Annotated in this window: 23 protein-coding genes; 16 read left to right on the top strand and 7 right to left on the bottom strand. The window is 73.0% G+C overall.

Annotated features, from left to right (window positions below; all coding sequences use genetic code 11):
• Window positions 1-141: 141 nt before the first annotated feature.
• From OIE69_RS16500 to OIE69_RS16485, 4 genes are all read right to left on the bottom strand, one after another.
• Window positions 142-543 carry an SCO4983 family protein gene (locus OIE69_RS16500; protein WP_326572687.1) on the bottom strand — a complete coding sequence of 134 codons (402 nt, stop codon included), beginning with the start codon at window positions 541-543 and terminating at the stop codon, window positions 142-144.
• A gap of 93 nt (window positions 544-636) precedes the next feature.
• A complete protein-coding gene (locus OIE69_RS16495; protein WP_326572686.1) occupies window positions 637-1,848 on the bottom strand; it encodes a pyridoxal phosphate-dependent aminotransferase in 1,212 nt (403 codons plus the stop codon).
• A gap of 76 nt (window positions 1,849-1,924) precedes the next feature.
• The gene (locus OIE69_RS16490) at window positions 1,925-3,493 is read right to left on the bottom strand and encodes an N-acyl-D-amino-acid deacylase family protein (protein ID WP_326572685.1); all 1,569 of its coding nucleotides are present in this window, start codon (window positions 3,491-3,493) and stop codon (window positions 1,925-1,927) included.
• A gap of 1,123 nt (window positions 3,494-4,616) precedes the next feature.
• Window positions 4,617-5,867 (bottom strand): alanine racemase, encoded by a 1,251-nt coding sequence (locus tag OIE69_RS16485; protein ID WP_326572684.1) that lies wholly within the window; start codon window positions 5,865-5,867, stop codon window positions 4,617-4,619.
• A 113-nt stretch (window positions 5,868-5,980) separates the two neighbouring features.
• Between OIE69_RS16485 and OIE69_RS16480 the strand changes: the two genes are divergently transcribed.
• Genes OIE69_RS16480 through OIE69_RS16470 form a run of 3 tightly spaced genes read left to right on the top strand, consistent with a single transcriptional unit; the run spans window position 5,981 to window position 8,060 of the window.
• Window positions 5,981-6,904 (top strand): sugar kinase, encoded by a 924-nt coding sequence (locus OIE69_RS16480; RefSeq protein WP_326572683.1) that lies wholly within the window; start codon window positions 5,981-5,983, stop codon window positions 6,902-6,904.
• On the top strand, window positions 6,901-7,659 hold the full coding sequence (locus OIE69_RS16475) for an IclR family transcriptional regulator (protein ID WP_326572682.1): 759 nt from the start codon (window positions 6,901-6,903) through the stop codon (window positions 7,657-7,659). Before OIE69_RS16480 ends, OIE69_RS16475 begins: the two co-directional genes overlap by 4 nt.
• Window positions 7,656-8,060 (top strand): RidA family protein, encoded by a 405-nt coding sequence (locus OIE69_RS16470; protein ID WP_326572681.1) that lies wholly within the window; start codon window positions 7,656-7,658, stop codon window positions 8,058-8,060. The genes OIE69_RS16475 and OIE69_RS16470 overlap by 4 nt, the downstream gene beginning before the upstream one ends.
• A gap of 106 nt (window positions 8,061-8,166) precedes the next feature.
• Here the strand turns inward: OIE69_RS16470 and OIE69_RS16465 are convergent, their stop codons facing one another.
• A complete protein-coding gene (locus OIE69_RS16465) occupies window positions 8,167-9,660 on the bottom strand; it encodes a chitinase (RefSeq protein WP_326572680.1) in 1,494 nt (497 codons plus the stop codon).
• Window positions 9,661-9,891: 231 nt separating this feature from the next.
• On the opposite strand from OIE69_RS16465, the gene OIE69_RS16460 reads away from it, so the two are divergent.
• From OIE69_RS16460 to OIE69_RS16405, 12 genes are all read left to right on the top strand, one after another.
• Entirely contained in the window at window positions 9,892-10,785 is an 894-nt protein-coding gene (locus tag OIE69_RS16460; RefSeq protein ID WP_326572679.1) for a hypothetical protein, read from the top strand.
• Window positions 10,786-10,797: 12 nt separating this feature from the next.
• Window positions 10,798-11,511, top strand: coding sequence for a Flp pilus assembly protein CpaB (gene cpaB / locus OIE69_RS16455; protein WP_089224275.1), 714 nt, complete (start codon window positions 10,798-10,800; stop codon window positions 11,509-11,511).
• Window positions 11,508-13,073, top strand: a complete 1,566-nt coding sequence (locus tag OIE69_RS16450) for an AAA family ATPase (protein WP_326572678.1) — start codon at window positions 11,508-11,510, stop codon at window positions 13,071-13,073. Before cpaB ends, OIE69_RS16450 begins: the two co-directional genes overlap by 4 nt.
• Window positions 13,070-13,471 (top strand): TadE/TadG family type IV pilus assembly protein, encoded by a 402-nt coding sequence (locus tag OIE69_RS16445; protein WP_326572677.1) that lies wholly within the window; start codon window positions 13,070-13,072, stop codon window positions 13,469-13,471. The genes OIE69_RS16450 and OIE69_RS16445 overlap by 4 nt, the downstream gene beginning before the upstream one ends.
• Window positions 13,468-14,808, top strand: a complete 1,341-nt coding sequence (locus OIE69_RS16440) for a CpaF family protein (RefSeq protein ID WP_326572676.1) — start codon at window positions 13,468-13,470, stop codon at window positions 14,806-14,808. Before OIE69_RS16445 ends, OIE69_RS16440 begins: the two co-directional genes overlap by 4 nt.
• Before the next feature lie 11 nt (window positions 14,809-14,819).
• Window positions 14,820-15,743, top strand: coding sequence for a type II secretion system F family protein (locus OIE69_RS16435; protein WP_326581201.1), 924 nt, complete (start codon window positions 14,820-14,822; stop codon window positions 15,741-15,743).
• Window positions 15,744-15,762: 19 nt separating this feature from the next.
• Window positions 15,763-16,647: a DUF5936 domain-containing protein gene (locus OIE69_RS16430; protein ID WP_326581199.1), complete on the top strand. Its 885-nt coding sequence runs from the start codon at window positions 15,763-15,765 to the stop codon at window positions 16,645-16,647.
• 279 nt (window positions 16,648-16,926) lie between these two features.
• Window positions 16,927-17,133 (top strand): hypothetical protein, encoded by a 207-nt coding sequence (locus OIE69_RS16425; RefSeq protein ID WP_326572675.1) that lies wholly within the window; start codon window positions 16,927-16,929, stop codon window positions 17,131-17,133.
• Entirely contained in the window at window positions 17,130-17,717 is a 588-nt protein-coding gene (locus OIE69_RS16420; RefSeq protein ID WP_326581198.1) for a pilus assembly protein TadG-related protein, read from the top strand. The genes OIE69_RS16425 and OIE69_RS16420 overlap by 4 nt, the downstream gene beginning before the upstream one ends.
• 206 nt (window positions 17,718-17,923) lie before the next feature.
• Window positions 17,924-18,307: a hypothetical protein gene (locus OIE69_RS16415; RefSeq protein ID WP_326572674.1), complete on the top strand. Its 384-nt coding sequence runs from the start codon at window positions 17,924-17,926 to the stop codon at window positions 18,305-18,307.
• A 3-nt stretch (window positions 18,308-18,310) separates the two neighbouring features.
• The gene (locus OIE69_RS16410; RefSeq protein ID WP_326572673.1) at window positions 18,311-18,964 is read left to right on the top strand and encodes an OmpA family protein; all 654 of its coding nucleotides are present in this window, start codon (window positions 18,311-18,313) and stop codon (window positions 18,962-18,964) included.
• A gap of 497 nt (window positions 18,965-19,461) precedes the next feature.
• Window positions 19,462-19,962: a DUF3592 domain-containing protein gene (locus OIE69_RS16405; protein ID WP_326572672.1), complete on the top strand. Its 501-nt coding sequence runs from the start codon at window positions 19,462-19,464 to the stop codon at window positions 19,960-19,962.
• Here OIE69_RS16405 and OIE69_RS16400 read toward each other — a convergent pair.
• On the bottom strand, window positions 19,959-20,399 hold the full coding sequence (locus OIE69_RS16400) for a DUF192 domain-containing protein (RefSeq protein WP_326572671.1): 441 nt from the start codon (window positions 20,397-20,399) through the stop codon (window positions 19,959-19,961). The genes OIE69_RS16405 and OIE69_RS16400 overlap by 4 nt on opposite strands.
• Before the next feature lie 47 nt (window positions 20,400-20,446).
• On the opposite strand from OIE69_RS16400, the gene OIE69_RS16395 reads away from it, so the two are divergent.
• The gene (locus OIE69_RS16395) at window positions 20,447-21,160 is read left to right on the top strand and encodes an A24 family peptidase (RefSeq protein WP_326572670.1); all 714 of its coding nucleotides are present in this window, start codon (window positions 20,447-20,449) and stop codon (window positions 21,158-21,160) included.
• 18 nt (window positions 21,161-21,178) lie between these two features.
• Here the strand turns inward: OIE69_RS16395 and mgrA are convergent, their stop codons facing one another.
• Entirely contained in the window at window positions 21,179-22,219 is a 1,041-nt protein-coding gene (gene mgrA / locus OIE69_RS16390) for an L-glyceraldehyde 3-phosphate reductase (protein ID WP_326572669.1), read from the bottom strand.
• Window positions 22,220-22,247 lie beyond the last annotated feature (28 nt).

Here is a 22,247-nt window from a genome sequence, read left to right as displayed (position 1 = left end):
GGCGGGCGGTCCGGTGGTGGGCATGGCCCGGCCGCGGGGGTCCCCGACCCTGACCGTCGCCCCGCGGGCGGACCGAGCCGACCCTCACACCGGGGGCCGGGACCGGAGGCAACGACCTCCGGTCCCGGCCCCCGGGCGTTCCTAGGCGGCTGCGGTGTGGACCGCGATGTGGCGCTCGGCGAGCGCCGCGGCCTCCGCGTTCTGGCGTGACTCGGCGACCACCAGGGCCCGGCCGGCGAGTGCGCGCGCCCTTCGGTGCAGGGCCGCCACACGGGCCGCCTCCGCGTGCCCCCGTCCGGCCGGAGCCGGCGAGAGCCGCAGTGGGGGATGCCCGTGGTGCAGACCCGCCACGGCCTCGGCGAGCTGCTCCGCGGCACGGTCGAGCTCAGGGCAGGGCTCCAGCGCCCGCAGCTCGTCGGTGACGGTCAGCAGTGCGGCGAGGTGTCCGGCGAGCTGGAGGTCCAGCTCCTCGTCACGACTCCGACGCGGAAGGGTGGGCGCCACCGCCGTATGGACCGATTTGGTGCGGATCGGTTCGTACATGGATGCACTCCTCCTGCAAACAGGAGTACATCCTACCTTGGACTCAGTCTAAGGAGGGAGTGTTTCGAGGTATCGGGGTGACCGGCGCCCGGGCTACGGCTGCCCGTAGCCGTCCAGGAAGCGTGCGATCCGGCCCACGGCGTCCGCCAGGTCCTCCTTCGCGGGCAGCGTGACCAGGCGGAAGTGGTCCGGCTCCGGCCAGTTGAAGCCGGTGCCCTGCACCACCAGGATCCGCTCGGCCCGCAGCAGGTCCAGCACCATCTGCTGGTCGTCCTTGACCTTGTAGACCTTCGGGTCCAGCCGGGGGAACGCGTACAGCGCGCCCTTGGGGCGTACGCAGGTCACCCCGGGGATCTGCGTCAGCAGCTCGTACGCCACGTCCCGCTGCTCGGCCAGCCGGCCGCCCGGCAGCACCAGGTCCTTGATCGACTGCCGGCCGCCCAGGGCGGTGGCCACCGCGTGCTGTGCCGGGACGTTCGCGCACAGACGCATGTTCGCCAGGATCGTCAGGCCCTCGAGGTAGCTGGTCGCGTGCTCCTTCGGGCCGCACACCGCGAGCCAGCCGCTGCGGTAGCCGGCCACCCGGTACGCCTTCGACAGCCCGTTGAAGGTGAGCGTCAGCAGGTCGGGGGCGATCGCCGCGGTCGGGGTGTGGGTCACGCCGTCGTACAGGATCTTGTCGTAGATCTCGTCCGAGCAGACGATCAGGTTGTGCCGGCGGGCGATGTCGGTCAGCTGCCGCAGCAGCTCGTCGTCGTAGACCGCGCCCGTGGGGTTGTTCGGGTTGATGATCACCAGCGCCTTGGTGCGGTCGGTGATCTTGCGCTCGATGTCGGCGAGGTCGGGGAACCAGTCCGCCTGCTCGTCGCAGCGGTAGTGCACCGGGGTGCCGCCCGACAGCGACACCGCGGCCGTCCACAGCGGGTAGTCGGGCGCCGGGATCAGCACCTCGTCGCCGTCGTCCAGCAGCGCCTGCATCGACATCTGGATCAGCTCGGAGACGCCGTTGCCGAGGTAGACGTCCTCGACGTCCAGCTCGATGCCCTTGGTCTGGTAGTGCTGCATGACCGCCCGCCGCGCCGGGAGGATGCCCTTGGAGTCGCCGTAGCCGTGCGCGCCGCCGAGGGAGCGCAGCATGTCCTCGAGGATCTCCGGGGGGCACTCGAAACCGAAGGCGGCGGGATTGCCGGTGTTCAGCTTCAGGATGCGGTGACCCGCCGCCTCCAGCCGCATGGCCTCCTCCAGCACCGGGCCGCGGATGTCGTAGCAGACGTTGGAGAGCTTCGTGGACTGGATCACCTGCATGCCCGCGAGCTTACGGCCACGTACCGGGGACCGCCCCGTGTTCTTGGCCACGTATGCGCCGAATGGTGAAGTGGCGCTACCTTCCCCGCCCTTTCTCGTTGCGCACGGAACGACCGGCCAGGACGTCCGTCCGGCGGCCGTCCTCGATGACGAACCGCCCGTCGACGAGCACGTGCGGGATGCCGGTGGGCGGTGTGCGCGGCGCCTCGTACGTCGCGCCCGCGGCGACCGTCCCCGGGTCGAGGAGCACCAGGTCCGCGCGGTGGCCCTCGCGGACCAGGCCGCGGTCCGGCAGCCCCAGCCGGGCCGCGGGGCGGCCGGTGAGGTGCGCGACGCACTCCTCCAGGCCGAGCACGCCGAGCTCGCGCACGTAGCGACCGAGGTAGTGCGGGAAGGTGCCGTACGCCCGGGGGTGCGGCTTGTCGCCGACGAGCAGGCCGTCGCTGCCGCCGGTGTGGACGTGGTGGCGCATGATCGCCCGGACGTTCTCCTCGTGGCCGACGTGCTGCAGGACCGTCGTGCCCAGGCGGTCCTCCAGCAGCAGCCGGCGCGCCGTCGCGAAGTCCGTCAGCCGGCGTCCCACATGGCCCGCCAGGGCGGGCTCGCGCACCCCGGAGACCTCCAGCGTCCGCCACTCCACGGGCACGCCGTGGCAGCCGTCCGACCCCTCCACCTCCATCGCGTGCCGGATGCGCTCCGCCTGCGCGTCGTCCCGGAGCCGGGCGAGGGTCGCCTCCGGCCCGCCCTCCGTCGCCCAACTCGGCAGGGTCGACGCGAGCGTCGTGCAGCCCGGCAGGTAGGGATACGTGTCGAGGGTGATGTCCGCCCCCGCCGCGAGTGCCTCGTCCAGCAGCGCGAGCAGCTCGGGCGCGCGGCCCGCGTTCACACCGAAGTTCATCGTGGCGTGCGCCAGGTGCAGGGCGCAGCCCGCCTCCCGGGTCACCGCGATCATCTCCGCGTAGGCCTCCAGCGCGCCGGCGCCGTAACTGCGGTGGTGCGGGCAGTAGTAGCCGCCGTGGGCGGCCACGACCCGGCACAACTCGGTCAGTTCGGCGTCCGAGGCGTACATCCCCGGGGTGTACGTCAGCCCGGACGACATCCCCACGGCGCCCTGCGCCAGCCCCTCGGCGACCAGTTGCCGCATCCGGTCCAGCTCCGCCGGGGTCGCCGGGCGGTCCTCCCACCCGACCGCCAGCATCCGCACGGTGCCCTGCGGGACCAGGTACGCGGCGTTCACGGCGATGCCCCGGTCCAGGCGGTCCAGGTACTCGCCGACGCTGCGCCAGTCGTACACCAGGCCCTCGGGGTCGCCGTTCCACCCCGCGATCTGGCGGCGCAGCTCGGCCAGCGTGCGGTCGTCCACGGGGGCGTACGACAGCCCGTCCTGGCCCAGCACCTCCAGGGTCACGCCCTGCGCCGCCTTCGCCTCGTGCGCGGGGTCCGTGAGGAGGGCCAGGTCGCTGTGGGCGTGCATGTCGATGAACCCGGGGGCGAGCACGAGCCCGCGGGCGTCCAGCGTGCGGCGTGCGCCGCGCACCGTCCCGATCTCCGTGACGCGGCCGCGCTCGATGCGGACGTCCGCCCGGTACGCCGTGGTCGTCCCGGTCCCGTCCACGACGGTCGCGCCGCGAATCGCCAAGTCCATGCGGGCCTCTCTCTCCTGTGTGCGGGCGGCTGCGCCGGGCCGCCCGGTTGTCGTGTGCGGGTCGTTTGCGCCTGCGGCGGGCGGTTCTCCCGCCCGCCCTCCCTCCCCCAGCCTTCGGCCGGGGGGACCCCCATCCGGCGCGGTCAGTGACCGCCTCGCAGGGTTCGTGGTGGGCCGGGTGCGGGGCCTCCGGGGCTGCACGTCCTGGACTGGGTTATTTACGTGCATGGCGGGCGGTCCATGTCCGAGCCCCGGATGCCGCACACAAATATCCCGCAGCGTCCAGAACATCCACCCCTCCGACCCCGCCCCCTCCGTATCCGTGAGCGACTGACGGCCGGAGGGGGGTGAGGCGGTCCGGGGTTGCCGCACGCGTCTTACCGACGCCGACGGCCATGGGGGTGGTGGCTGAGGCCCGCGCCGGTTTTGGCGCGATCGGACCGGAAGGGAGTGCTCGGGCCGATGCCCGGCGATAGGGGCGCCCTGCTGAGCGGCCCGTTGTCGTGTGCGCGTTCCTGCCCGATTTCGGCCTTCGGCCAGGGACGGGCTGGTTCGGTGCGGTCGGTGTGGTTCCAAGACTGAACCCGGTTGCGGGTCGGCCGCCCGCCGGAGGCCAGGGGCGTCCCCGCATCGGGGCTCGTCGTGATCTGCCGCTTGGCGGCCTTCGGCGTCGCCTGACATCGGCAAAGCCCTGCGAGCACCGGCGGGTGAGGTGCGTCAGCCGTCCCGTGGGAGGTGCCGCCCCCGACCACGGGTGCGTGCACCCCTGCTCGGCCTGCGGCCAGAGGACCCCTGCTGAGGGCAGCTCCCAACCGTGCGGGTAGGGGCGCCCCCCGTCACACCCACCGGCCGTTGGTCGCCCGCGATACGGAGGGGGTGGGGTCGTAGGGGTGGATGTTCTGGACGCTGCGGGATATTTGTGTGCGGCATCCGGGGCTCGGACATGGACCGCCCGCCATGCACGTAAATAACCCAGTCCAGGACGTGCAGCCCCGGAGGCCCCGCCCCCGGCCCACCACGCACGCCGCGAGGCCCGCACCAACCATCCGGGGCAATCGGGAGGGAGGGCGGGGAAACCGCCCGCCGCAGGCGCAACGGACCCGCACACAACAACGAACCGCCGTCAGAAGAACGTGCGGACGAAGTCCGTGACAACCCCACCCTCGCCCACGACAGGAACAAGCTGCCACTTGTCGAACGCCGTGCACGGATGCGACACCCCCAGCCCCACCCAGTCGCCGACCGCCAGGTCCCCCGCCCCGGGGGCGACGTCCACGAACGCGTGCTGGTCGGCGAGCTTGGTGACCGTGAGCCCGGCCGCCGGGACGGCGGAACCGTCGGCGCGGCGCACAACCTGCGGCACCGGGAGGTCGAGGTCGTACGGCGCGTCGCGCTTGCCCGCGTTGAGGAGGGCGAGGCCCGGCTCGGGCCGGGAGAGCACCTGTGCCCACAGCCGGAACGCGGGTTCGAGCGAGCCCTCCGCGGGGATGCGGTCGTGGAACGGCGTCAGATCGCGGTAGTGGACGTCGTCGTGGGTGACGTACGCCCCGGACCGCAGAAGCCGCAGCACCGGCAGGGACAGGTCCCCGAGCGTGCCGAACGCGTCCGCCACCGCGTCGAACCACTCGCTGCCGCCCGCGCTCACCACGATCTCCCCGGCTTCTGCGAACCGCCCGGCCGCGTCGAAGTCCCGGGCCAACGAGACGAGTTCGGCGAGCCATCCGCGCGGGTCCGGGGCCGCCGCCTCGTAGCCCGCGACACCGACGAGCCGCAGGTGCCGCGTCGCGGCGACCGCGTCGGCGACGCGCGCCGCCTCCGCGGATCCGCGCGCGCCCGTGCGGCCTCCCTCCGCGCCGAGTTCGACGACGACGTCCACGACGGCCGTGAGGGCCGCGTCCATCAGCTCCACCCCGCGCACGGAGTCCACGTAGCAGACGAAGCGGAACTCCGGGTCGGCCGCCAGCTCGCGGGCTACCCAGCGCAGCGCGGCCGCGTCGACGAGCTCGTTGGCGAGGAAGACGTGCCGCACGCCGAACGTCCGGTAGACCCGCACCTGGTGCGGGGTCGCGGCGGTGATGCCCCACGCGCCGTGGGCGAGCTGGCGGGCGAAGAGCTGCGGGGCCATGGAGGTCTTGCCGTGCGGCGCGAAGGCGAGGCCGTGCTTGCCGGCCCAGTCGGCGAGCTGGGCGAGGTTGTGCTCCAGGGCGGGCTCGGAGAGCGTGAGCAGCGGCGTGGTGAAGCCGCCGTCGAAGACGGTGCGGCGCTGGGCGGCGAGTTCGCCGACGGTCAGGCCGTCGGCGTCCGGCGGGAGTCCCTTGAAACGGTGGTCCACCCGCTCCCGGTGCAGCTCGTCGATGCCCGTGACCTGGTCCATCCCGCCTCCGTCCGGAGTCGTTGCAATATGTGCAACGGCCGTTGCGTACTGTGTTTCCCGCTGTCTAACATCCCGGCCAGCACCGGGTCAACGGTGCGCGGAGAGGAGCAGAGGTGACCGGGACCGTGGCCGTGGACGTCGTGTGCGTGGGCGAGTCCATGGTCACCTTCGTCCCCTCCGTGCCCGGGCGTCGCCTCGCCGACGCGGCCGCCTTCGACCGGGGGACGGGTGGCGCGGAGTCCAACGTGGCCTGCGCGCTGGCCCGTCTGGGCCATGCCGTGCGATGGATCAGCCGGGTGGGCGCCGACCCGTTCGGGGACCACCTGGTGACGGCGGTCGCCGCGGCCGGCGTCGACGTCTCGGGGGTGCGGCGCGATCCCGGCCGCCCCACCGGGGTCTACTTCCGCACGGGCGCCGGCGAGGTCGCCTACTACCGGGCCGGTTCGGCCGCCGCCGCCATGGACCCGGGGAACGTCGACCGGCGCGACGCCTGGGCCGGCCGGGTGCTGCACCTGTCCGGCATCACACCCGCCCTCTCCCAGGGGTGCGCGGACCTCGTCCACGGGCTCACCGCCCCCGGACCGGGCCGCCCGCTGGTCTCCTTCGACGTCAACCACCGCCCCGCCCTGTGGCGTTCGGCCGATCCGGGGCGGCTCGCCGTCCTCGCCGCCCGCTGCGACCTCGTCCTGGTCGGCGAGGACGAGGCCGGGGCCGCGTGGGGCCTGCCGGACGCCGACGCCGTGCGCGAGGCCCTGCCGGGTCCCGCCGTCCTCGTCGTCAAGCAGGGCGCGCGCGGTGCCACCGCGTACGAGGGCGGCGCGGACGGGGTGTTCGTGCCCGCGCCGGACACGCCCGTCGTCGACCTCGTCGGGGCCGGTGACGCGTTCGCCGCGGGCTTCCTGTCGGCGACGCTGCGCGCGCTCCCGCTGCGGGACCGGCTCGCCCGGGGCCACGCGCTGGCCGCCGCGGTGATCGGGGTGCGGGGCGACTCACTCGCGGCCCTCGGCGACGAGGCATGGGGGAGACTGCGCGCATGAGCCAGACCGTGGACCGCGCGCTGCGCATCCTGCCTCTGCTCGCGGAGGGGCCCGCCAACCTCGAACAGGTCGCCACCCGCCTGGACGTGCACAAGTCCACCGCGCTGCGCCTGCTGCGCACCCTGCACGAGCACGGCATGGTCTACCGCCAGGACGACCAGCGCTACCGCCTCGGAACCCGGCTGTTCGCCCTCGCCCAGGAGGCGATGGAGAACCTGGACGTCCGCGGTATCGCCCACCCCCACCTCGTGGCCCTCAACGAGCTGACCGGGCACACCGTCCACCTCGCGGTGTACGAGGAGGGCGAGGTGGTCTACATCGACAAGGTGGAGAGCCGCTACCCGGTGCGCATGTACTCGCGGATCGGCAGGCCCGTGGCCATCACCGTGGCCGCCGTGGCGAAGCTGCTCCTGGCCGACCTGCCCGAGACGGAGCGGCGCGCGGTCGCGCAGACCCTGGAGTACCCGCGCTACACCGCGCGTTCCACCACCGACCCCGCCGCCCACCTCGCCGAACTCGCCCGGGTCCGCGAGCAGGGCTGGGCGAGCGACCTCGGCGGCCACGAGGAGTCCATCAACTGCGTCGCCGCGCCGATCCGCGGCGCCGACGGGCGCGTCGCGGCCGCGTGCTCCATCTCCGCCCCCAATGTGGTCGTCAGCGCGGAGGAGTTGCTGAAGTTGCGTCCGCAGGTCCAGCACACCGCGGAGGCGATCAGCCGCGAGTACTGCGGTAGACCGAGCGAAGGAACCAGATGAGCGAGAAGACCGCGATCACCCCGGCCGGCCACACCACACCGCCGGCCAGGTTCTCCCACGGGGTCCGCAAGGGCAACATCCTGCAGGTCGCCGGCCAGGTCGGCTTCGGCCCCGCCGTGCCGGGGCAGGCACCCGCACCGGTGGGGCCGGGACTGCGGGAGCAGACCCTGCAGACCTTCGCCAACGTCCAGGCGGTGCTGGAGGAGGGCGGCTCCTCCTGGGAGGACGTCGTCATGATCCGGGTCTATCTCACCGACACTGCGCACTTCCCCGAGTTCAACGCCCTCTTCGACGAGTTCTTCGCCGGCCTGAAGGGCGCCCCCGCCGCCCGTACGACGGTCTACGTCGGCCTGCCCGCCGGGCTGCTCGTCGAGATCGACGCGCTCGCCGTCCTGGACTGACCTCCCGCCCCACCGCCTCACCTTTCGCCGCGGTCGGCGGGACACCGCGCCCCCGGGGGACGGGACCTCTCCCGGGGGCGCGGTGCGTCGGTGACGGTGCCGCCGGTTACGGCAGCCCGTGCACGTGGGGGCCGACGGTGTTCGAGAAGGCGTTGCCGTTCGCCGCGTCCCAGTTGGTGGACCAGGTCATCGCGCCGCGCAGCCCCGGCCAGGTCGTCGGGGGCTTGAAGGAACCGCAGCTGGTGCCCTTGGTGAGGCAGTCCAGGGCGTTGTTGACCACGGCCGGCGACACGTGGCCGCTGCCGGCCGCCCGGGTCGAGGCCGGCAGACCGATGCCGACCTGGGAGGGGGCGAGACCGCTCTGCAACTGGATGCAGGCCAGCGCGGTGATGAAGTCGACCGTGCCCTGCGCGTACACCTTGCCGTCGCAGCCGTTCATGGTGCCGCTGTTGTAGTACTGGGTGTTGACGACGGTCAGGATGTCCTTGATGTTCAGCGCGGTCCGGAAGTAGCCGAAGGACGTCGACTGCATGTCGATGGTCTGCGGGGCCATCGTGATGACCAGCCCGGAGCCGGCCTTGGCCGACAGGGAGCGCAGCGCCTGCGTCATGTAGGTCGCGTTGATCCCGTTCTCCAGGTCGATGTCGACGCCGTCGAAGCCGTACGTCTGCATCAGCGAGAAGACGCTGTTGGCGAAGTTGTTCGCCGACGCCGAATCGCTGACGCTGATCGTGCCGTTCTGGCCGCCGACCGAGACGATGACCTTCTTGCCGGCCGCCTTCTTCGCCGCGATGTCGGTCTTGAACTGGCCGACCGAGTAATTCAGCGCCGGGTCGAGCGTGAAGGAGACCGCGCCGGGCGTGGCCGTGGCGTCGGCGAAGCTGACGGCGATGATGTCGTACTGGCTCGGGACCTGTGCGATGGTCTGGACGGTCGCGCCGTTGTCGAAGTTCTGCCAGTAGCCGGTCAGCACGTGCTTGGGCAGCGAGCCGCCACCGGTGGGCGTCGGCGTCGGTGTCGGGGTGGGGTCCGTCGGCGTGGGCGTGGGCGTGGGCGTCGGTGTGGGTGTGGGCGTCGCGGTGCCGGGCGCGCCCAGCAGGCTCACGTCGTCGGCGAGGAAGGCGGGCTGGGCGTACCAGCCGTGCACGTAGACCGTGACCGAGGTGGTGGTCGCGCCGGTGGTGAAGCCGGTGGACAACTGCTGGTAGGAGGACGCCGACGGGGTCCAGGTGGAGACCTCGGTCATCCCGCTGCCGGTCGCGCCGAGGTAGACGTAATTGCCCTGGACGAAGGCGCTCAGCCGGTACGTGGAGCCCGGCCGGACGCTGATCGTCTGCGAGCAGCGGGCGTTGTCCGAGGAGGACGGGGTGGCCTGCAGGGCCTTGCCGCCGCTGTGCACGGGGCCGTTCACGGCGGTGCCGCCGGAGGCGGTGCAGGTCCAGCCGGACAGGCCGCTCTCGAAACCGCCGTTGGTCACGAGGTCGGGGTCCGCGGCGCTGGCGCTGCCGGACGTGGCGACGAGTCCCGCCACCGCGAGGGCGGCGGCGCCGACGGCCGCCGCGGCTCTGAGGGCGGTGCTCCGTGGGCGTGCGTGTTCCACTACTGCCTCCTGGGGGCGAGGAGTTGGGCGGTTACGCGAGTGGCCACTCTTCTGTGGACGCAGTTTGGTCCAGACCAATCCCGTGGTCAATACCGCGGCCGGCGTGCGTAGTCCGGCGTCCCGCGGGTACCACCGACTTCATCAACTGTTCGGCGACTTTCCGCACTGCTCCGGCTACGCAGGGATAAGCTCTCCGGGCAGGGACTGGGCGGGAGTTCCGGGAGGTCGCGGGTGTCGAGCGTCATAGCGGTCACGGCGGACGATCTCGCGCTCCCGCTGGAGCAGCACGTGATGCGCACCGCGGCGGCCCTGGAGGCCCACGGCCACCTCGTCGTACTCGTCCCGCCGGAGCCCGCCGATCCGCGGCGCCGCCGCGTCCACACCGTGCGCGCCGCCCTGGAGGCGGACCGGGTGGCGATCGTCCCGGTCGACCTGCCGCCGCTGGCCGCCCTGCTCCTGGCCGAGCAGCTGCGCCAGCTCGCCGCCACCGACCTCGGGCCCGGTGTGCTCGCCGGTGCCGCGCGGCTGCTGTCGCACTACCTGCACTCCGGCGCCCTGCTCGGCTCGGTCTCCCGGCTCGACCGGGTGGACGTGCCCGTCGGCGCCCATCTGAAGTCCCTGGTGCCCGGGCGCCACTTCGCCGTCCTCGCCCACCCCGAACCGCACCTGTCCGAGGCGCGCCCCGACGCCGTGCCGGCCGGGCCCGCGTTCCTCACCCAGCTCGCCGTCGCCCACGGCCACGGTGTCGACGCCGGCTGGGTCACCGGGCCGCTCGCCCGCGCCTGGCGGAGCCTGCACGTGCGGGAGGTGCCGCTGCCGGCGGACTCCGCGCGCTGGTGGGGCACCGGCAGGCTCGTCGAGTTCACCGCCTACATCGCCGACGTCGGCGTGCTGTACCAGCTGGTCACCTCGGTCCGCCGGGACACCTGCGGCTGGTGCGGGCTGGCCGTCATCGGCGACCGCTGCCTGTTCTGCTCGGCCACGGTGGACGGGCAGCAGCGCGTCCGGCCCCCCGAGCGTCCGCGCCAGGTCGTCCACCCGGGCCCCCGCGCGCCCTCCCTGGCGCCCAGGGCGTCCCCCGCCCCGCAGGTATCCCCCCACCAGCACTCGGCACTTGAGCGATAGGGCCCCACCTCTATGAACTCACGTCAGCGTCGCGGCGTCGTCCTCCTCGTGGTCTCCGCGCTGTGCGCGCTCGCCGCGTTCGCCGGGGTCGTCAGCGTCATCGGGGACGCCCGCTCCCAGGTCGGGCCGAAGGTGACCGCGTACCGGCTGGCCGCGGACGTGCCCGCGTACGAGGCCGTCGGCCGCGGCCAACTGCAGGCGGTCCGGATACCCGAGCGGTGGCTGCCCGCCACCGCCGTCCGCGATCTCGGCCGGCTGGACGGCAAGATAGCCGCCGTCCCGCTGCACCGCGGCTCGCTGCTGCAGACGGACATGGTCGCCGAACGGCCCGCGCTGCAGGCCGGGCAGATGGAGATCGCGATCATGATCGACGCGGAGACCGGCGTCGCCGGGAAGATCACCCCGGGGGCGAGGGTCAACATCTTCGCCACCTTCGCACCGCGCAGGGACACCGACCCGGAGGTCTCGAAGATCATCGTCGCGGGCGCCCGGGTCATCGACGTCGGCGAGATCAAGGCCTTCGACACCGGGGCCGACAACCGCCGCGTCAGCAGCCAGGGAGTCCCCATCACCTTCGCCCTCGGCGCCGCGGACGCCCAGCGGGTCGCCTTCGCCGAGTCCTTCGCCCGGCACGTACGCCTCGCCCTCGTCGCCCCGGGGGACGCGACCGCCCCCGCCGAACGGGACCGCACCTACACCCTCGCCCGCGACGGAGCCGCCTCGTGACCGGCGTACGCATCCTGTCGGGCACCCCCGACCCCGACACCGCCCGGGCCCTGACCGGGGTCCTCCACCAGCTGCCGGGAGCCGAACCCGGACCGGCGCTCCCGGACTCCACCACGCTGCTGGACGTCCTCGCGCGCGCCGCCGAGACCGGGGTCGACGAACTGCCCGAGGTCGTCGTCGTCCACGACCGGATCACCCCGGTGCCCGCGCTCGAGGTCGTCCGCGAGATCGCGCTCCGCTTCCCCGCGGTCGGCGTCATCCTGCTCACCGCCGACCCGAGCCCGGCCGTCCTGTCCGGCGCCATGGACGCCGGGGCGCGCGGCGTCGCCGGGGTGCCGCTGTCGTACGACGAACTCGGCACCCGCGTCGAGGCGGCCGCCGCCTGGGCGGCCGGCGTACGCCGCCACCTCAGCCCCCAGCAGCCCGCACTGCCCGCCGTGCCCGGGGGCAGGCTGGTCGCCGTGGCCGGAGCGAAGGGCGGGGTCGGCACCACCGTCGTCGCCGTTCAGCTCGCCCTCGCCGCGCAGGCCGCCGGCAAGTCCACCGCCCTGGTCGACCTCGACCTCCAGGGCGGAGACGTCGCCTCCTACCTCGACGTCCAGTTCCGCCGCTCGGTGGCCGACCTCGCGGACATCGCCGACGTGACCACCCGCGTGCTGCAGGACGCCATGTACGCCCACGAGTCCGGGCCCGCGCTGCTGCTCGCGCCCGGCGAGGGGGAACGCGGCGAGGAGGTCACCGACCGCGCCGCCCGGCACGTACTGCACGCACTGCGGCAGCGGTACGAGGTCGTGGTCGTCGACTGCGGCACCCAGATGACCGGCGCCAACGCGGTCGCCGTCGAGACCGCGGACACCGCGCTGCTGGTCACCACGCCCGACGTGGTCGCCGTGCGCGCCGCCAAGCGCATGGTGCGCATGTGGGACCGGCTGCAGATCCGCAAGCCCCAGGACGTCGTCGCCGCCGTCAACCGGCACACCCGCGGCAGCGAGATACAGCCCTCGCTGATCGCCCGGATCACCGGCACGCGGATCGCCTCCGCCGTGGTCCCCGCCGCCTTCCGGGAACTGCAGGCGGTGGTGGACGCCGGACGGCTGCAGGACCTCGACAACCGCTCCACCGTCAAGCAGGGCGTGTGGACGCTCGCCGCGGAGATCGGCCTCACGGGTCCCGGGCACGCCGTGCCGCCCCGCCGGGGCCGCCGGGGCCGCGGTGAACAGGGCCAGGTCACCCTGGAGACGCTCGGCATGACACCGCTGATCCTGCTGGTGCTCGTCCTGGTCTGGCAGGCGGTGCTGACCGGGTACACCTTCACCCTCGCCGGCCACGCCGCCGACCGGGCCGCCCGCGCGGCGGCGGTCGGCGAGGACGCCCGGGCGGCGGCCGCCGAGGACCTGCCGGGCGCCTGGCGGATCGAGGACTTCGGCACCACCGGGACCGACGGCATGGTCGGGGTCACCGTGGGCCTGAGGGTCCCCGTCCTCTTCCCCGGCGCGATCGACTTCCCGCTGACCGTCCACGGCCACGCCTCGGCCGTCGACGAAGAGGCGGTCGCACCGTGACGGCCCGGACCCGCCGCGCCCACCCCCGCACCCGCGACCGCGGCAGCGCCTCCCTGGAGTTCCTGGGGATGCTGCCGATCCTGCTGCTGATCGCCCTCGCGGGCGTGCAGTTGGGCCTCGCCGCCTACACCGCGGCGCAGGCCGGCACGGCCGCCCGCGCCGCCGCGCGCATGGCGGCGCTGCACGACCCCCCGGTGAGCGGCTCCGTCGCGGGCACGCGGGCGGTGAGCTCCTGGCTGCAGGACGGTACGCAGATCGGCACCACCGGCGACAGCGGGGACGCGGTGCAGGCGACGGCGACCGTGGAGATCCCGTCGGTGCTCCCGGGCCTCAGCCCCGGCTCCGTCACCCGGACCGCCACGATGCCCAGGGAGGACGACGAAGGGGCCGACGAATGAGCCTGCGCGACCGCATCGCCGCGAACGAGGACTCCGCCACCCCGCAGACGCAGGAGGGCCACCTCGTCGCCGTCTACCGGGCCAAGCTCCTCCAGGAGATCGACCTCGCCGAGATGTCCTCCCTCGCCGCCGCCGAGCGCCGGGTGCGCCTGGAACGCGTCCTCGGCCACATCATCAGCCGCGAGGGCCCGGTTCTCTCCACCAAGGAGCGCACCGGCATCATCCGCCGGGTCGTGGACGAGGCCCTGGGCCTGGGCATCCTCGAACCGCTGCTGGAGGACGCCTCCATCACCGAGATCATGGTCAACGGCCCGGACCGCATCTACATCGAGCGCGCCGGCCGGGTGGAGCCCGTCGCCGCCCGGTTCAGCAGCCCCGAGCAGCTGCTGCAGACCATCGAACGGATCGTGTCGACCGTCAACCGCCGGGTGGACGAGTCGAATCCGATGGTGGACGCCCGCCTGCCCTCCGGCGAGCGTGTCAACGTCATCATCCCGCCGCTGTCGCTGACCGGCCCCGTCCTCACCATCCGCCGCTTCCCCCGCGCCTACGCCCTGCACGAGCTGATCGGCCTCGGCACCCTCGACGAGCACATGCTGATGCTGCTCTCCGCGCTCGTGCGGGCCAAGTTCAACATCATCGTCAGCGGCGGCACCGGCTCGGGCAAGACCACGCTGCTCAACTCGCTGTCCGGGCTCATCCCGGACGGCGAGCGCATCATCACCGTCGAGGACGCCGCCGAACTCCAGCTCCAGCAGGAGCACGTCGTACGCCTGGAGAGCCGGCCGCCCAACGTCGAGGGGCAGGGCAGGATCACCATCCGCGACCTCGTGCGGAACTCGCTGCGCATGCGCCCCGACCGGATCATCGTCGGCGAGGTCCGCGGCGGCGAGACCCTCGACATGCTGCAGGCCATGTCGACCGGCCACGACGGCTCGCTGGCCACGGTGCACGCCAACTCCGCCGAGGACGCGGTGCTCAGGCTGCAGACGCTGGCCTCCATGTCGGAGGTGAAGATCCCCTTCGAGGCGCTGCGCGACCAGATCAACAGCGCCGTCGACGTCATCGTCCAGCTGCGCCGCGACGTCGACGGCACCCGCCGGATCGCCGAGATTGCCGTGCTGTCCTCACGCGGCCGCGACGCCTTCCGGCTGACCACCGCGACCCGCTTCCGCGCCGAGCCGATGGGGCCCGACCGGATCGTGCGGGGGTGGTTCCACCACCAGCCCGTACCGCGTGAACTGGCCGAACGCTTCCACCTGGCGGGCGAGTCCGTGCCGGCGGCGTTCGGGATCGGCGAGACGGAACTGGAGCTGTCGAGCAGGGAGGCGAAGTGAACACGCCAACGATGGCCCTGGCCGTGCTCGGCGTGACCGGCCTCGCGCTGGTGCTGGGCGTCTGGGGCCTGCACGCCTGGAGCGGCGGACGCGCCGACCGCGCCGCGCTCGTCGACCGGCTGGCCGACGTCCCGGCCGCGGATCGGCATGCCGTGCCCTTCGCCGGCCTGGACCGGCGGGTCCGGCGCACCGACTGGGGCCGCCGGCTGGCCGCGCGGCTCGCCGCCACCGGCACCGGCCTGACGCCGGGGCAGTTCACCGCGGCCGCTCTCGGTGTCGTCGGCGGCGCCTGGCTGGTCGCCGACATCGTGCTGGCGCCCTTCTTCGGACCGATCGCCGCGCTCCTGGCGGCCTGGGCGGTCAGCTCCTTCCTCGGCTGGCGGCGTCGGGTGCGCACCGAGCGCTTCATCGCCCAGCTGCCCGAGCTCGCCCGCGTCCTGGCCAACGCCACCCAGGCCGGGCTCGCCCTGCGCACCGCCGTCGGCATGGCGGCCGAGGAACTGGAGGCCCCGGCCGGCGAGGAACTGCGGAAGGTCGCCGACGCCATGACGCTCGGGCACTCCATCGAGGACGCCATGGCCGAACTGCAGGAGCGGCTGCCCAGCCGGGAACTGGTGGTGCTGGTCACCACGCTCGTCCTGTCCTCCCGGGCCGGCGGCTCGGTGGTGGAGTCGCTGCGCAACCTCACGGTGACCCTGGAGGAGCGCAAGGAGACCCGGCGCGAGATCCGCACCCAGATGTCCCAGGTCACGGTCACCGCGTACGCCGTCCCCGTCATCGGCGTCGGGTCGCTGCTGCTGCTCGACCGGATCATGCCGGGATCGCTGGGCGCGATGACCGGCTCCGGGGCCGGGCGCATCGCCGTCCTCGTCGCCCTGGGCCTCTACGTCGTCGGCTTCGCGCTCATCCGCCGCATGTCGCGGATCGACGTGTGAGGGGGGTGGAGGACCGTTGATCACCGTCGCGCTGGCCGCCGTCGCCGCCCTCGGAGTGGTGGGCGTCTGCTACGGCATCGGCATCTACCGCTCCGAGGTCAAACTGCCCGGCGACCTCCAACTGGCCCTGGAGGTCGGGCGGACCCGCACCACCAAGGTCGGCAACGCCGTCGACCGCCTCGGGATGCGCTGGGCGCCCCTGGTGCTGCGCCTCATGGGCCCCGCCCGGGTCAACCGGATCCGCACCCGCATCGACCACGCGGGCCACCCCTACGGCCTCACCGTCGACCGCTACGCCGCCCGCCGCGCCGTCTACGGCGCCCTCGGCGCCCTGGCGGCCCTGGTGCTCCTCCAGGCCGGCCACTGGTTCGCCGCCCTCCTGATGATCGCCTACGGCCTCGGCTGGACGGACCTCGGCATCCGGCTCGCCGTCCGCAGGCGCCGCGACGAGATCGAGCGCACGCTCCCGGACTTCCTCGACGTCCTCGCCGTGGTGGTGAGCGCCGGCCTCGGCTTCCGCCAGGCCCTCGAACGCGTCGCCTCCGTCTACAAGGGCCCCTGGAGCGACGAGATCCGCATCGCCCTGCGCCAGATGGACGTCGGCGTGAGCCGCCGCGACGCCTTCGACCAGTTGCGCAGGCGCAACGGCAGCGAGCAGGTGGGCCAGTTCGTCACCGCCCTGCAGCAGGGCGAGGAACTGGGCGCGCCCATCGCCCGCACACTGCTCCAGATCGCCACGGACATGCGGCGCACCGAGGCCCAGAACGCCCGCCGCCGTGCGGCTCGCACCGTGCCGCGCGCGACCGGTGTGGTCACCACGCTCCTCGTCCCCGCGACGATGATCCTGCTGATGACGGGCACGATCCTCGGGTCGCGCATCAACTTCGGCGACCTGCTGGGGTGATGGGGGTGACGGGGTGGTGAACGCATTTCCGGTGCGGGTGGTGGGTAGTGACGGGAGCCGTCATATTGGGTGCGGAGCCCAGTGTTGCGGTGTACATTTGCAGTCGCAACCACATTTGCACCTGCAATCAGGCACGAATCGCAGCGGGTTGACCCGATGGGAGGCGGTGCGCCGTGGACCTCACCGGCACCGCGACCGCCCGCGGCGATAGCCAGACCCCGGCCGACGCAAGGGGCGCGGCCGGCGTACGTCTCGTGACTACGGTTTGGGGCACGGAAGATGAGCAGGTGGGTTGTGAAGCGACTGACCGCGCTGCGCACGCGCATGCGCGTCCGCGGCGACTCGGGGCAGACGTCGTTCGAGTACCTGGGCATCGCGGTGGTGATCGCGGTCATCATCGGTGTGCTGGCGGGAACGACGGACATAGGCGACGCCGTGCTCGAAGGAATCCTCGACAAGATCTCGGACATCGTCGACGCCGGCTGACCGGGCGGGGGCGCGGCGACGGTGGCCAGACCCTCGGGATCTACATCGTGGCTGTCGCCGCGCTGTTCTTCCTCGCCTTCGCCTACTTCGCCGTTGGGCAGGCAGTCTCGGTGCGCAACACGGCGCAGACGGCGGCTGACGCGTCGGCCCTCGCGGCAGCGCGGGAGGTTCGCGACAGCGTCCGCGAGTCGTTCCTCGACGCGTTGGAGGCAGGAGATCTTGACGTGATCGAGGATCTCCTGGCCCTGAAGGGGATGGTGGGCGGCAATGCCTGTGGGGCGGCGCAGGACTACGCCGCCCAGAACGACGCAGAGGTCAACGAGTGTCATGTGGACGGTCCGGCCAGCGCCACGGTAGCTCTCCGGACTTCTGGCACCGTAGGCGAGTCCGCCATTCCGGAAACCACGTCGATGAGGGCGCACGCGACGGCCACAGCCGTCGTCGACAGCCGTTGCAGTGTCGACGGGAAGGACGGCAGCAAGGTCATGTTCATCTGCGACGGCGACCCGCTGACCGTGGACACGACGGCCGACGACTTCGACCTGAACCTGGCGGAGTTCTACTCCGTCCATCTCAGCGAGTGAGGAACGGGGGACCGATGCGTATCCAGAAGCATGGCCCGGCCGCAGTCACCGTTGCCGTGGCCCTTGCCGCGGTTCTGGCGGGCTGCGGTGGCGGTGGCGACGAGGGCAAGGCCGGTGCCTCACCCTCCGCGAAGACGAGTGCGCCGGGGAACCCGGGGAAGTCGAGTCCGACGACGTCCGACACGCCGACGCAGATACTCGCCCAGATGAAGGGCGCGAAGGACATCACCGTCACGATCAGCGAGGCGACCCGGGATCCGGGCGGCTTCGTCACGGTGAAGGGCTCGATCTCGAACAACGGTGACGATACGTTCAACGCCGCCACTTGGCGCGGTGACGAGCTCGCGGTCGCCAAGTCCGGAGCGTCCGTAGCGGGCGCCGTGCTGGTCGACTCGGTCGGCAAGAAGCGCTACTACGTGCTCCGCGACACCGACGGTATCTGCCTCTGCACGACCAAGCTGATCGGCATCCGGCCCGAGGAGACGAGGCCGTTCTTCGCGCAGTTCCCGGCGCCGCCGGAAGGCACCACCGAGATGGAGTTCCAGCTGCCGACGATGCCCCCGGCCAAGATCACGATCGCGGAGGGGTGAACCGTGCACCGTCCCCGTCCGCACACCCGCCCCGGCGTCGCGGTCGTGCTCGGCCTCGCGCTCGTGCTCACGCCGCTCACCGCCGCGACCGCGCGGGCGGACGACGACCCGACGGCGCGGCCCACCCCGTCCGCGCCCGTGAAGGTGGACGCGGACGACGCGGACCTGCAACTGCCCGAGGGGGCGACGCTGGCGCCGCCCAAGGTGCTGGACATCGTCTCGGTGACCGACGCGTCATCCTCCGAGAACGCTTCCGCCGACGACGGCGAGGAGCGGCACGAGGAGTCGAATTCGTCCGTCACCTACGCCCTCCAGTCGGACGTCCTGTTCGGCAAGGACAGCGCCAAGCTGAACGCGGCGGCGACCGCCCGGCTCAAGGCCATCGCGGCCGACATCGACGCCAAGGGCGTCACGCAGCCGATTCGGGTCTTCGGCTTCACGGACGACCTGGGCTCGTACGAGCACGGCAAGGTGCTGTCCAAGAAGCGGGCGGACGCCGTCTACAAGATCCTCGCGGAGGAGCTCGGGTCGCTCGGCAGCTCCGGCCACTCGTTCCAGGTGCGCGGGTACAGCGAGGACTACCCGATCGCGGACAACTCCACCGAGGCGGGTCGCAAGCAGAACCGCCGCGTGGAGATCACGTTCCGTCCGTCGTAGCGTCGCCGGTCCTCGTCCCGCCCGCGGCCGTGCCGACGACGACGCGCCGGGCCGCGGTCAACCCGACGGCTCACCTACACGGGTAAGGCCCGGCGAGAGGGCCCTTGAATTCCGCACCAAGGACCCGGTGCGTTCCGTGACGGAGCGTGTGCGGTGCGGATGTGGCGCGAGAGGGCGAGTCGCACTATTCCCGGCCATTCGGGCTAATCGCCCACCGTTCGCGCAACTTCTTCGGGGGAACCTTCACATCTCCCTCATGACCTTGGACCGGGAGAGCGGTTCCGGCGCGGTACCTTGGAGACCCCCCCCTCGGGCCGGTCCGCTCTCCCCCCCTGCGGACCGGCCCGTCTTCTTTCCCCCGCCCCTCAGCCCGTCAGCAAGGGCCGCACGCGCGGCGGGCCCGGCCGCGACGGCCCCGGCGGGAACCGCCCGGGCGTGCCGGGTGTCTCCGTACGACGACGGGGGCGGGCGCCCCCTCGCAGTGACGGGGGATGTCGATGGACGCTGCGATACCGGTGGTCTTCACCGCGGTGGCCGTGCTGATCACGCTCGTACCGCTGGGGATCGCGGTGCGCGCCGGCCACCGCCTGCTGTGGATACGGCGGGCCGTGCACGGCGGGCTGCGCGCCGAGGGGCGTTGCGTGCGGGTGTACACGACCGTGGGCTCGACGGGCGAGGGCCCGACCCGCTCGCGGCAGCACTTCGTCTTCGAGTTCCGCACCGCCGACGGCCGCGACGTGCGCTTCGAGGACCCGGGAGCGCCGGGCACGACGATCGAGGGCGACCGCCTGACGGTCGCCTACGTCCCCGGGGCGCCGGAGCGGGCGCTGGTCGTCCCGGCCGGCTACCGGGTGCCGTACGGCCAACTCGCGCTGACGCTCGGGTTCCTGGGGATCTTCGTCGCCGTGGGCATCGTGCTGGTCGTCGGTGGTGTGCAGTTCGCCGACGCCTTCGGCAGCGCCTCCGACCCGGCCGGCTTCGGGGGCGAGGGCTTCTAGGCCCCGGACCGGGTCCCGCCCGCCCCGTCCCGCCCCGCCTGCTTCTCCACGGTCACCTCCGCACCCGGCACCAGGCCCCAGGCCGCCATCGCGCCGGCCTCCGCCTCCAGCACGTGACGGGCCCGCAGCCGCGGGCGGCCGAGCCGGCCCGGCGGCATGGTGCGGACGGCGAGCACCCGCAGCCGGCGGTCGAGGTAGGCGACGTCGATGGCGAAGCGCATGCCCAGGGTGTGCACGCTCGCGGCGGGAGTGAGCAGCAGCGCCCCGGTGATCCCCGTACGGCCCAGCAGTCCCCGGGTGCGGGCCCGGTAGGAGGCCGCGATCTCCAGCGGTATCCCCTCGCCCTCCGCCCGCCCCGCACCGCCTGTGGCCCCGGCCCCGGCCCCGGCCCCGGCGAGGCGCAGCCGCCCGGTCCCGTCGCGGCGGAGGTCACCCATGCGGCTCACGTCCCTTCGCGTGGTGCGCCCGTGTACGGTCGGGCCCGATGCATGTCTATCCGATCGCCGCGGCCGTCGTGTGGGGAACCGTCACGGGGCTCGCCCTGCCGCGTGCGGCGTACCGGCTGTCCGTCGCGCCGGAGCAGCCCCGGCCGACCCGGTGCCCGGCGGACCTGCCCTATCCGGCCGGGTGGCGCGGCTGGGCGGGGCCGGTGCGCAACGCCGGTCACCTGGCGGCCGGTTGGCGCTCCGCGCTGCTCACCGCCGTGGTCTGCGCGGCGGTGGCGGCGGCCACCGGGCCGCGGCCCGAGCTGACGGTGTGGCTGCTGCTCGTCCCGCTCGGAGTGCTGCTCGCCCGCGTCGACCTGACGGTGCTGCGGCTCCCGGACGTGCTGACACTGCCCGCCGCCGCGGGGACGGCCGCGCTGCTCGGCGTGGCCGCGCTGCTCCCGGGCCACGAGGGCTCCTGGCCCCGGGCGCTGCTGGGGGCGGTCGCGCTGGGCCTGTTCTACCTCGTGCTGCACCTGGTCAACCCGGACGGCATGGGCTTCGGCGACGTCAAACTCGCCCCCGCCGCGGGCCTGGTCCTCGCCTGGTACGGCTGGGGGACACTCGCCGTAGGCACCTTCGCGGCCTTCGCGCTGGGCGCGGTCACGGGCCTGGTGCTGCTGGCGGCCCGCCGCGCCGACCGCCGAACGCCGCTGCCCTTCGGGCCGTTCATCCTGGCCGGCGCCCTGGCCGGACCGCTGCTGCCGTCCTGACCAGGGCGCCCGCCGTCGTCACGCGTCGCTGCTGCGGGACCAGAGGTTGACGCCCGACTCGAGGGCGAACTCGTCGATCTCGGCGAGCTCCCCGGCCGTCAGCGGGGCGGCACCGACCGCGGCGACGTTGGCCTCCAGCTGGGCGACGCTCGACGCCCCGATGAGCGCGGAGGTGATCCGCCTGTCGCGCAGCACCCAGCTCAGCGCGAGCTGCGCCAGCGACTGGCCGCGCCGGGAGGCGATGTCGTTGAGGCCGCGCAGCCGCCGCACGACCTCGTCGGTGATCAGGGTGGGGTCGAGGGACTTGCCCTGGGCGGCCCGCGAACCCTCGGGGATGCCGTTCAGGTACTTGTCCGTCAGGAGGCCCTGGGCCAGGGGGACGAAGGGGATGCAGCCCATGCCCTCCTCGTCCAGGACGTCCAGCAGCCCGTCGTCCTCGACCCAGCGGTTGATCATCGAGTACGAGGGCTGGTGGATCAGCGCCGGCACACCCATCTGGCGCAGCAGGCCGGCGGCCTCGCGGGTGCGCTGCGCGCTGTACGAGGAGATGCCGACGTAGAGCGCCTTGCCCTGCTGGACGGCGGACGCGAGGGCGCCCATCGTCTCCTCCAGCGGGGTGTCGGGGTCGAGGCGGTGCGAGTAGAAGATGTCGACGTAGTCCAGGCCCATCCGCCCCAGGGACTGGTCGAGCGAGGAGAGCAGGTACTTGCGGCTGCCCCACTCGCCGTACGGGCCGGGCCACATGTCGTACCCCGCCTTGGTCGAGATGACCAGTTCGTCGCGGTAGGGCCGGAAGTCCTGGGCGAGGATGGTCCCGAAGTTGCTCTCGGCCGAACCGTAGGGCGGGCCGTAGTTGTTGGCCAGGTCGAAGTGGGTGACGCCGAGGTCGAAGGCGCGGCGCAGGATGGCGCGCTGCGAGTCGAGGGTGCGGTCGTCGCCGAAGTTGTGCCAGAGCCCGAGCGAGATCTCGGGGAGCTTCAGGCCGCTGCGGCCGGTACGGCGGTACGCCATTGCGTCGTAGCGCTCGTCGGCGGCGCGGTAGAGAGAACGAATATCCACAGAAACGGTCCTATCACGACGGTGGTCC

The organism is Actinacidiphila glaucinigra (assembly GCF_035918135.1).
GTDB classification, from domain to species: Bacteria; Actinomycetota; Actinomycetes; order Streptomycetales; family Streptomycetaceae; genus Actinacidiphila; species Actinacidiphila glaucinigra.
Note: the sequence above shows the minus strand (reverse complement) of the source record. Positions and strands in the feature narration are given on the sequence as shown.

What these genes read in the sequence shown, in the direction of transcription:
- OIE69_RS16415 (WP_326572674.1), top strand. Translation starts at nt 17,924, where the DNA reads ATGAAGGGCGCGAAGGACATCACCGTCACGATCAGCGAGGCGACCCGG.
- OIE69_RS16435 (WP_326581201.1), top strand. Translation starts at nt 14,820, where the DNA reads ATGGCCCTGGCCGTGCTCGGCGTGACCGGCCTCGCGCTGGTGCTGGGC.
- OIE69_RS16475 (WP_326572682.1), top strand. Translation starts at nt 6,901, where the DNA reads ATGAGCCAGACCGTGGACCGCGCGCTGCGCATCCTGCCTCTGCTCGCG.
- OIE69_RS16485 (WP_326572684.1), bottom strand. Translation starts at nt 5,867, where the DNA reads ATGGACCAGGTCACGGGCATCGACGAGCTGCACCGGGAGCGGGTGGAC.
- OIE69_RS16470 (WP_326572681.1), top strand. Translation starts at nt 7,656, where the DNA reads ATGAGCGAGAAGACCGCGATCACCCCGGCCGGCCACACCACACCGCCG.
- OIE69_RS16500 (WP_326572687.1), bottom strand. Translation starts at nt 543, where the DNA reads ATGTACGAACCGATCCGCACCAAATCGGTCCATACGGCGGTGGCGCCC.
- cpaB (WP_089224275.1), top strand. Translation starts at nt 10,798, where the DNA reads ATGAACTCACGTCAGCGTCGCGGCGTCGTCCTCCTCGTGGTCTCCGCG.
- OIE69_RS16405 (WP_326572672.1), top strand. Translation starts at nt 19,462, where the DNA reads ATGGACGCTGCGATACCGGTGGTCTTCACCGCGGTGGCCGTGCTGATC.
- OIE69_RS16495 (WP_326572686.1), bottom strand. Translation starts at nt 1,848, where the DNA reads ATGCAGGTGATCCAGTCCACGAAGCTCTCCAACGTCTGCTACGACATC.
- OIE69_RS16395 (WP_326572670.1), top strand. Translation starts at nt 20,447, where the DNA reads ATGCATGTCTATCCGATCGCCGCGGCCGTCGTGTGGGGAACCGTCACG.
- OIE69_RS16490 (WP_326572685.1), bottom strand. Translation starts at nt 3,493, where the DNA reads ATGGACTTGGCGATTCGCGGCGCGACCGTCGTGGACGGGACCGGGACG.
- OIE69_RS16440 (WP_326572676.1), top strand. Translation starts at nt 13,468, where the DNA reads ATGAGCCTGCGCGACCGCATCGCCGCGAACGAGGACTCCGCCACCCCG.
- OIE69_RS16425 (WP_326572675.1), top strand. Translation starts at nt 16,927, where the DNA reads ATGAGCAGGTGGGTTGTGAAGCGACTGACCGCGCTGCGCACGCGCATG.
- OIE69_RS16400 (WP_326572671.1), bottom strand. Translation starts at nt 20,399, where the DNA reads ATGGGTGACCTCCGCCGCGACGGGACCGGGCGGCTGCGCCTCGCCGGG.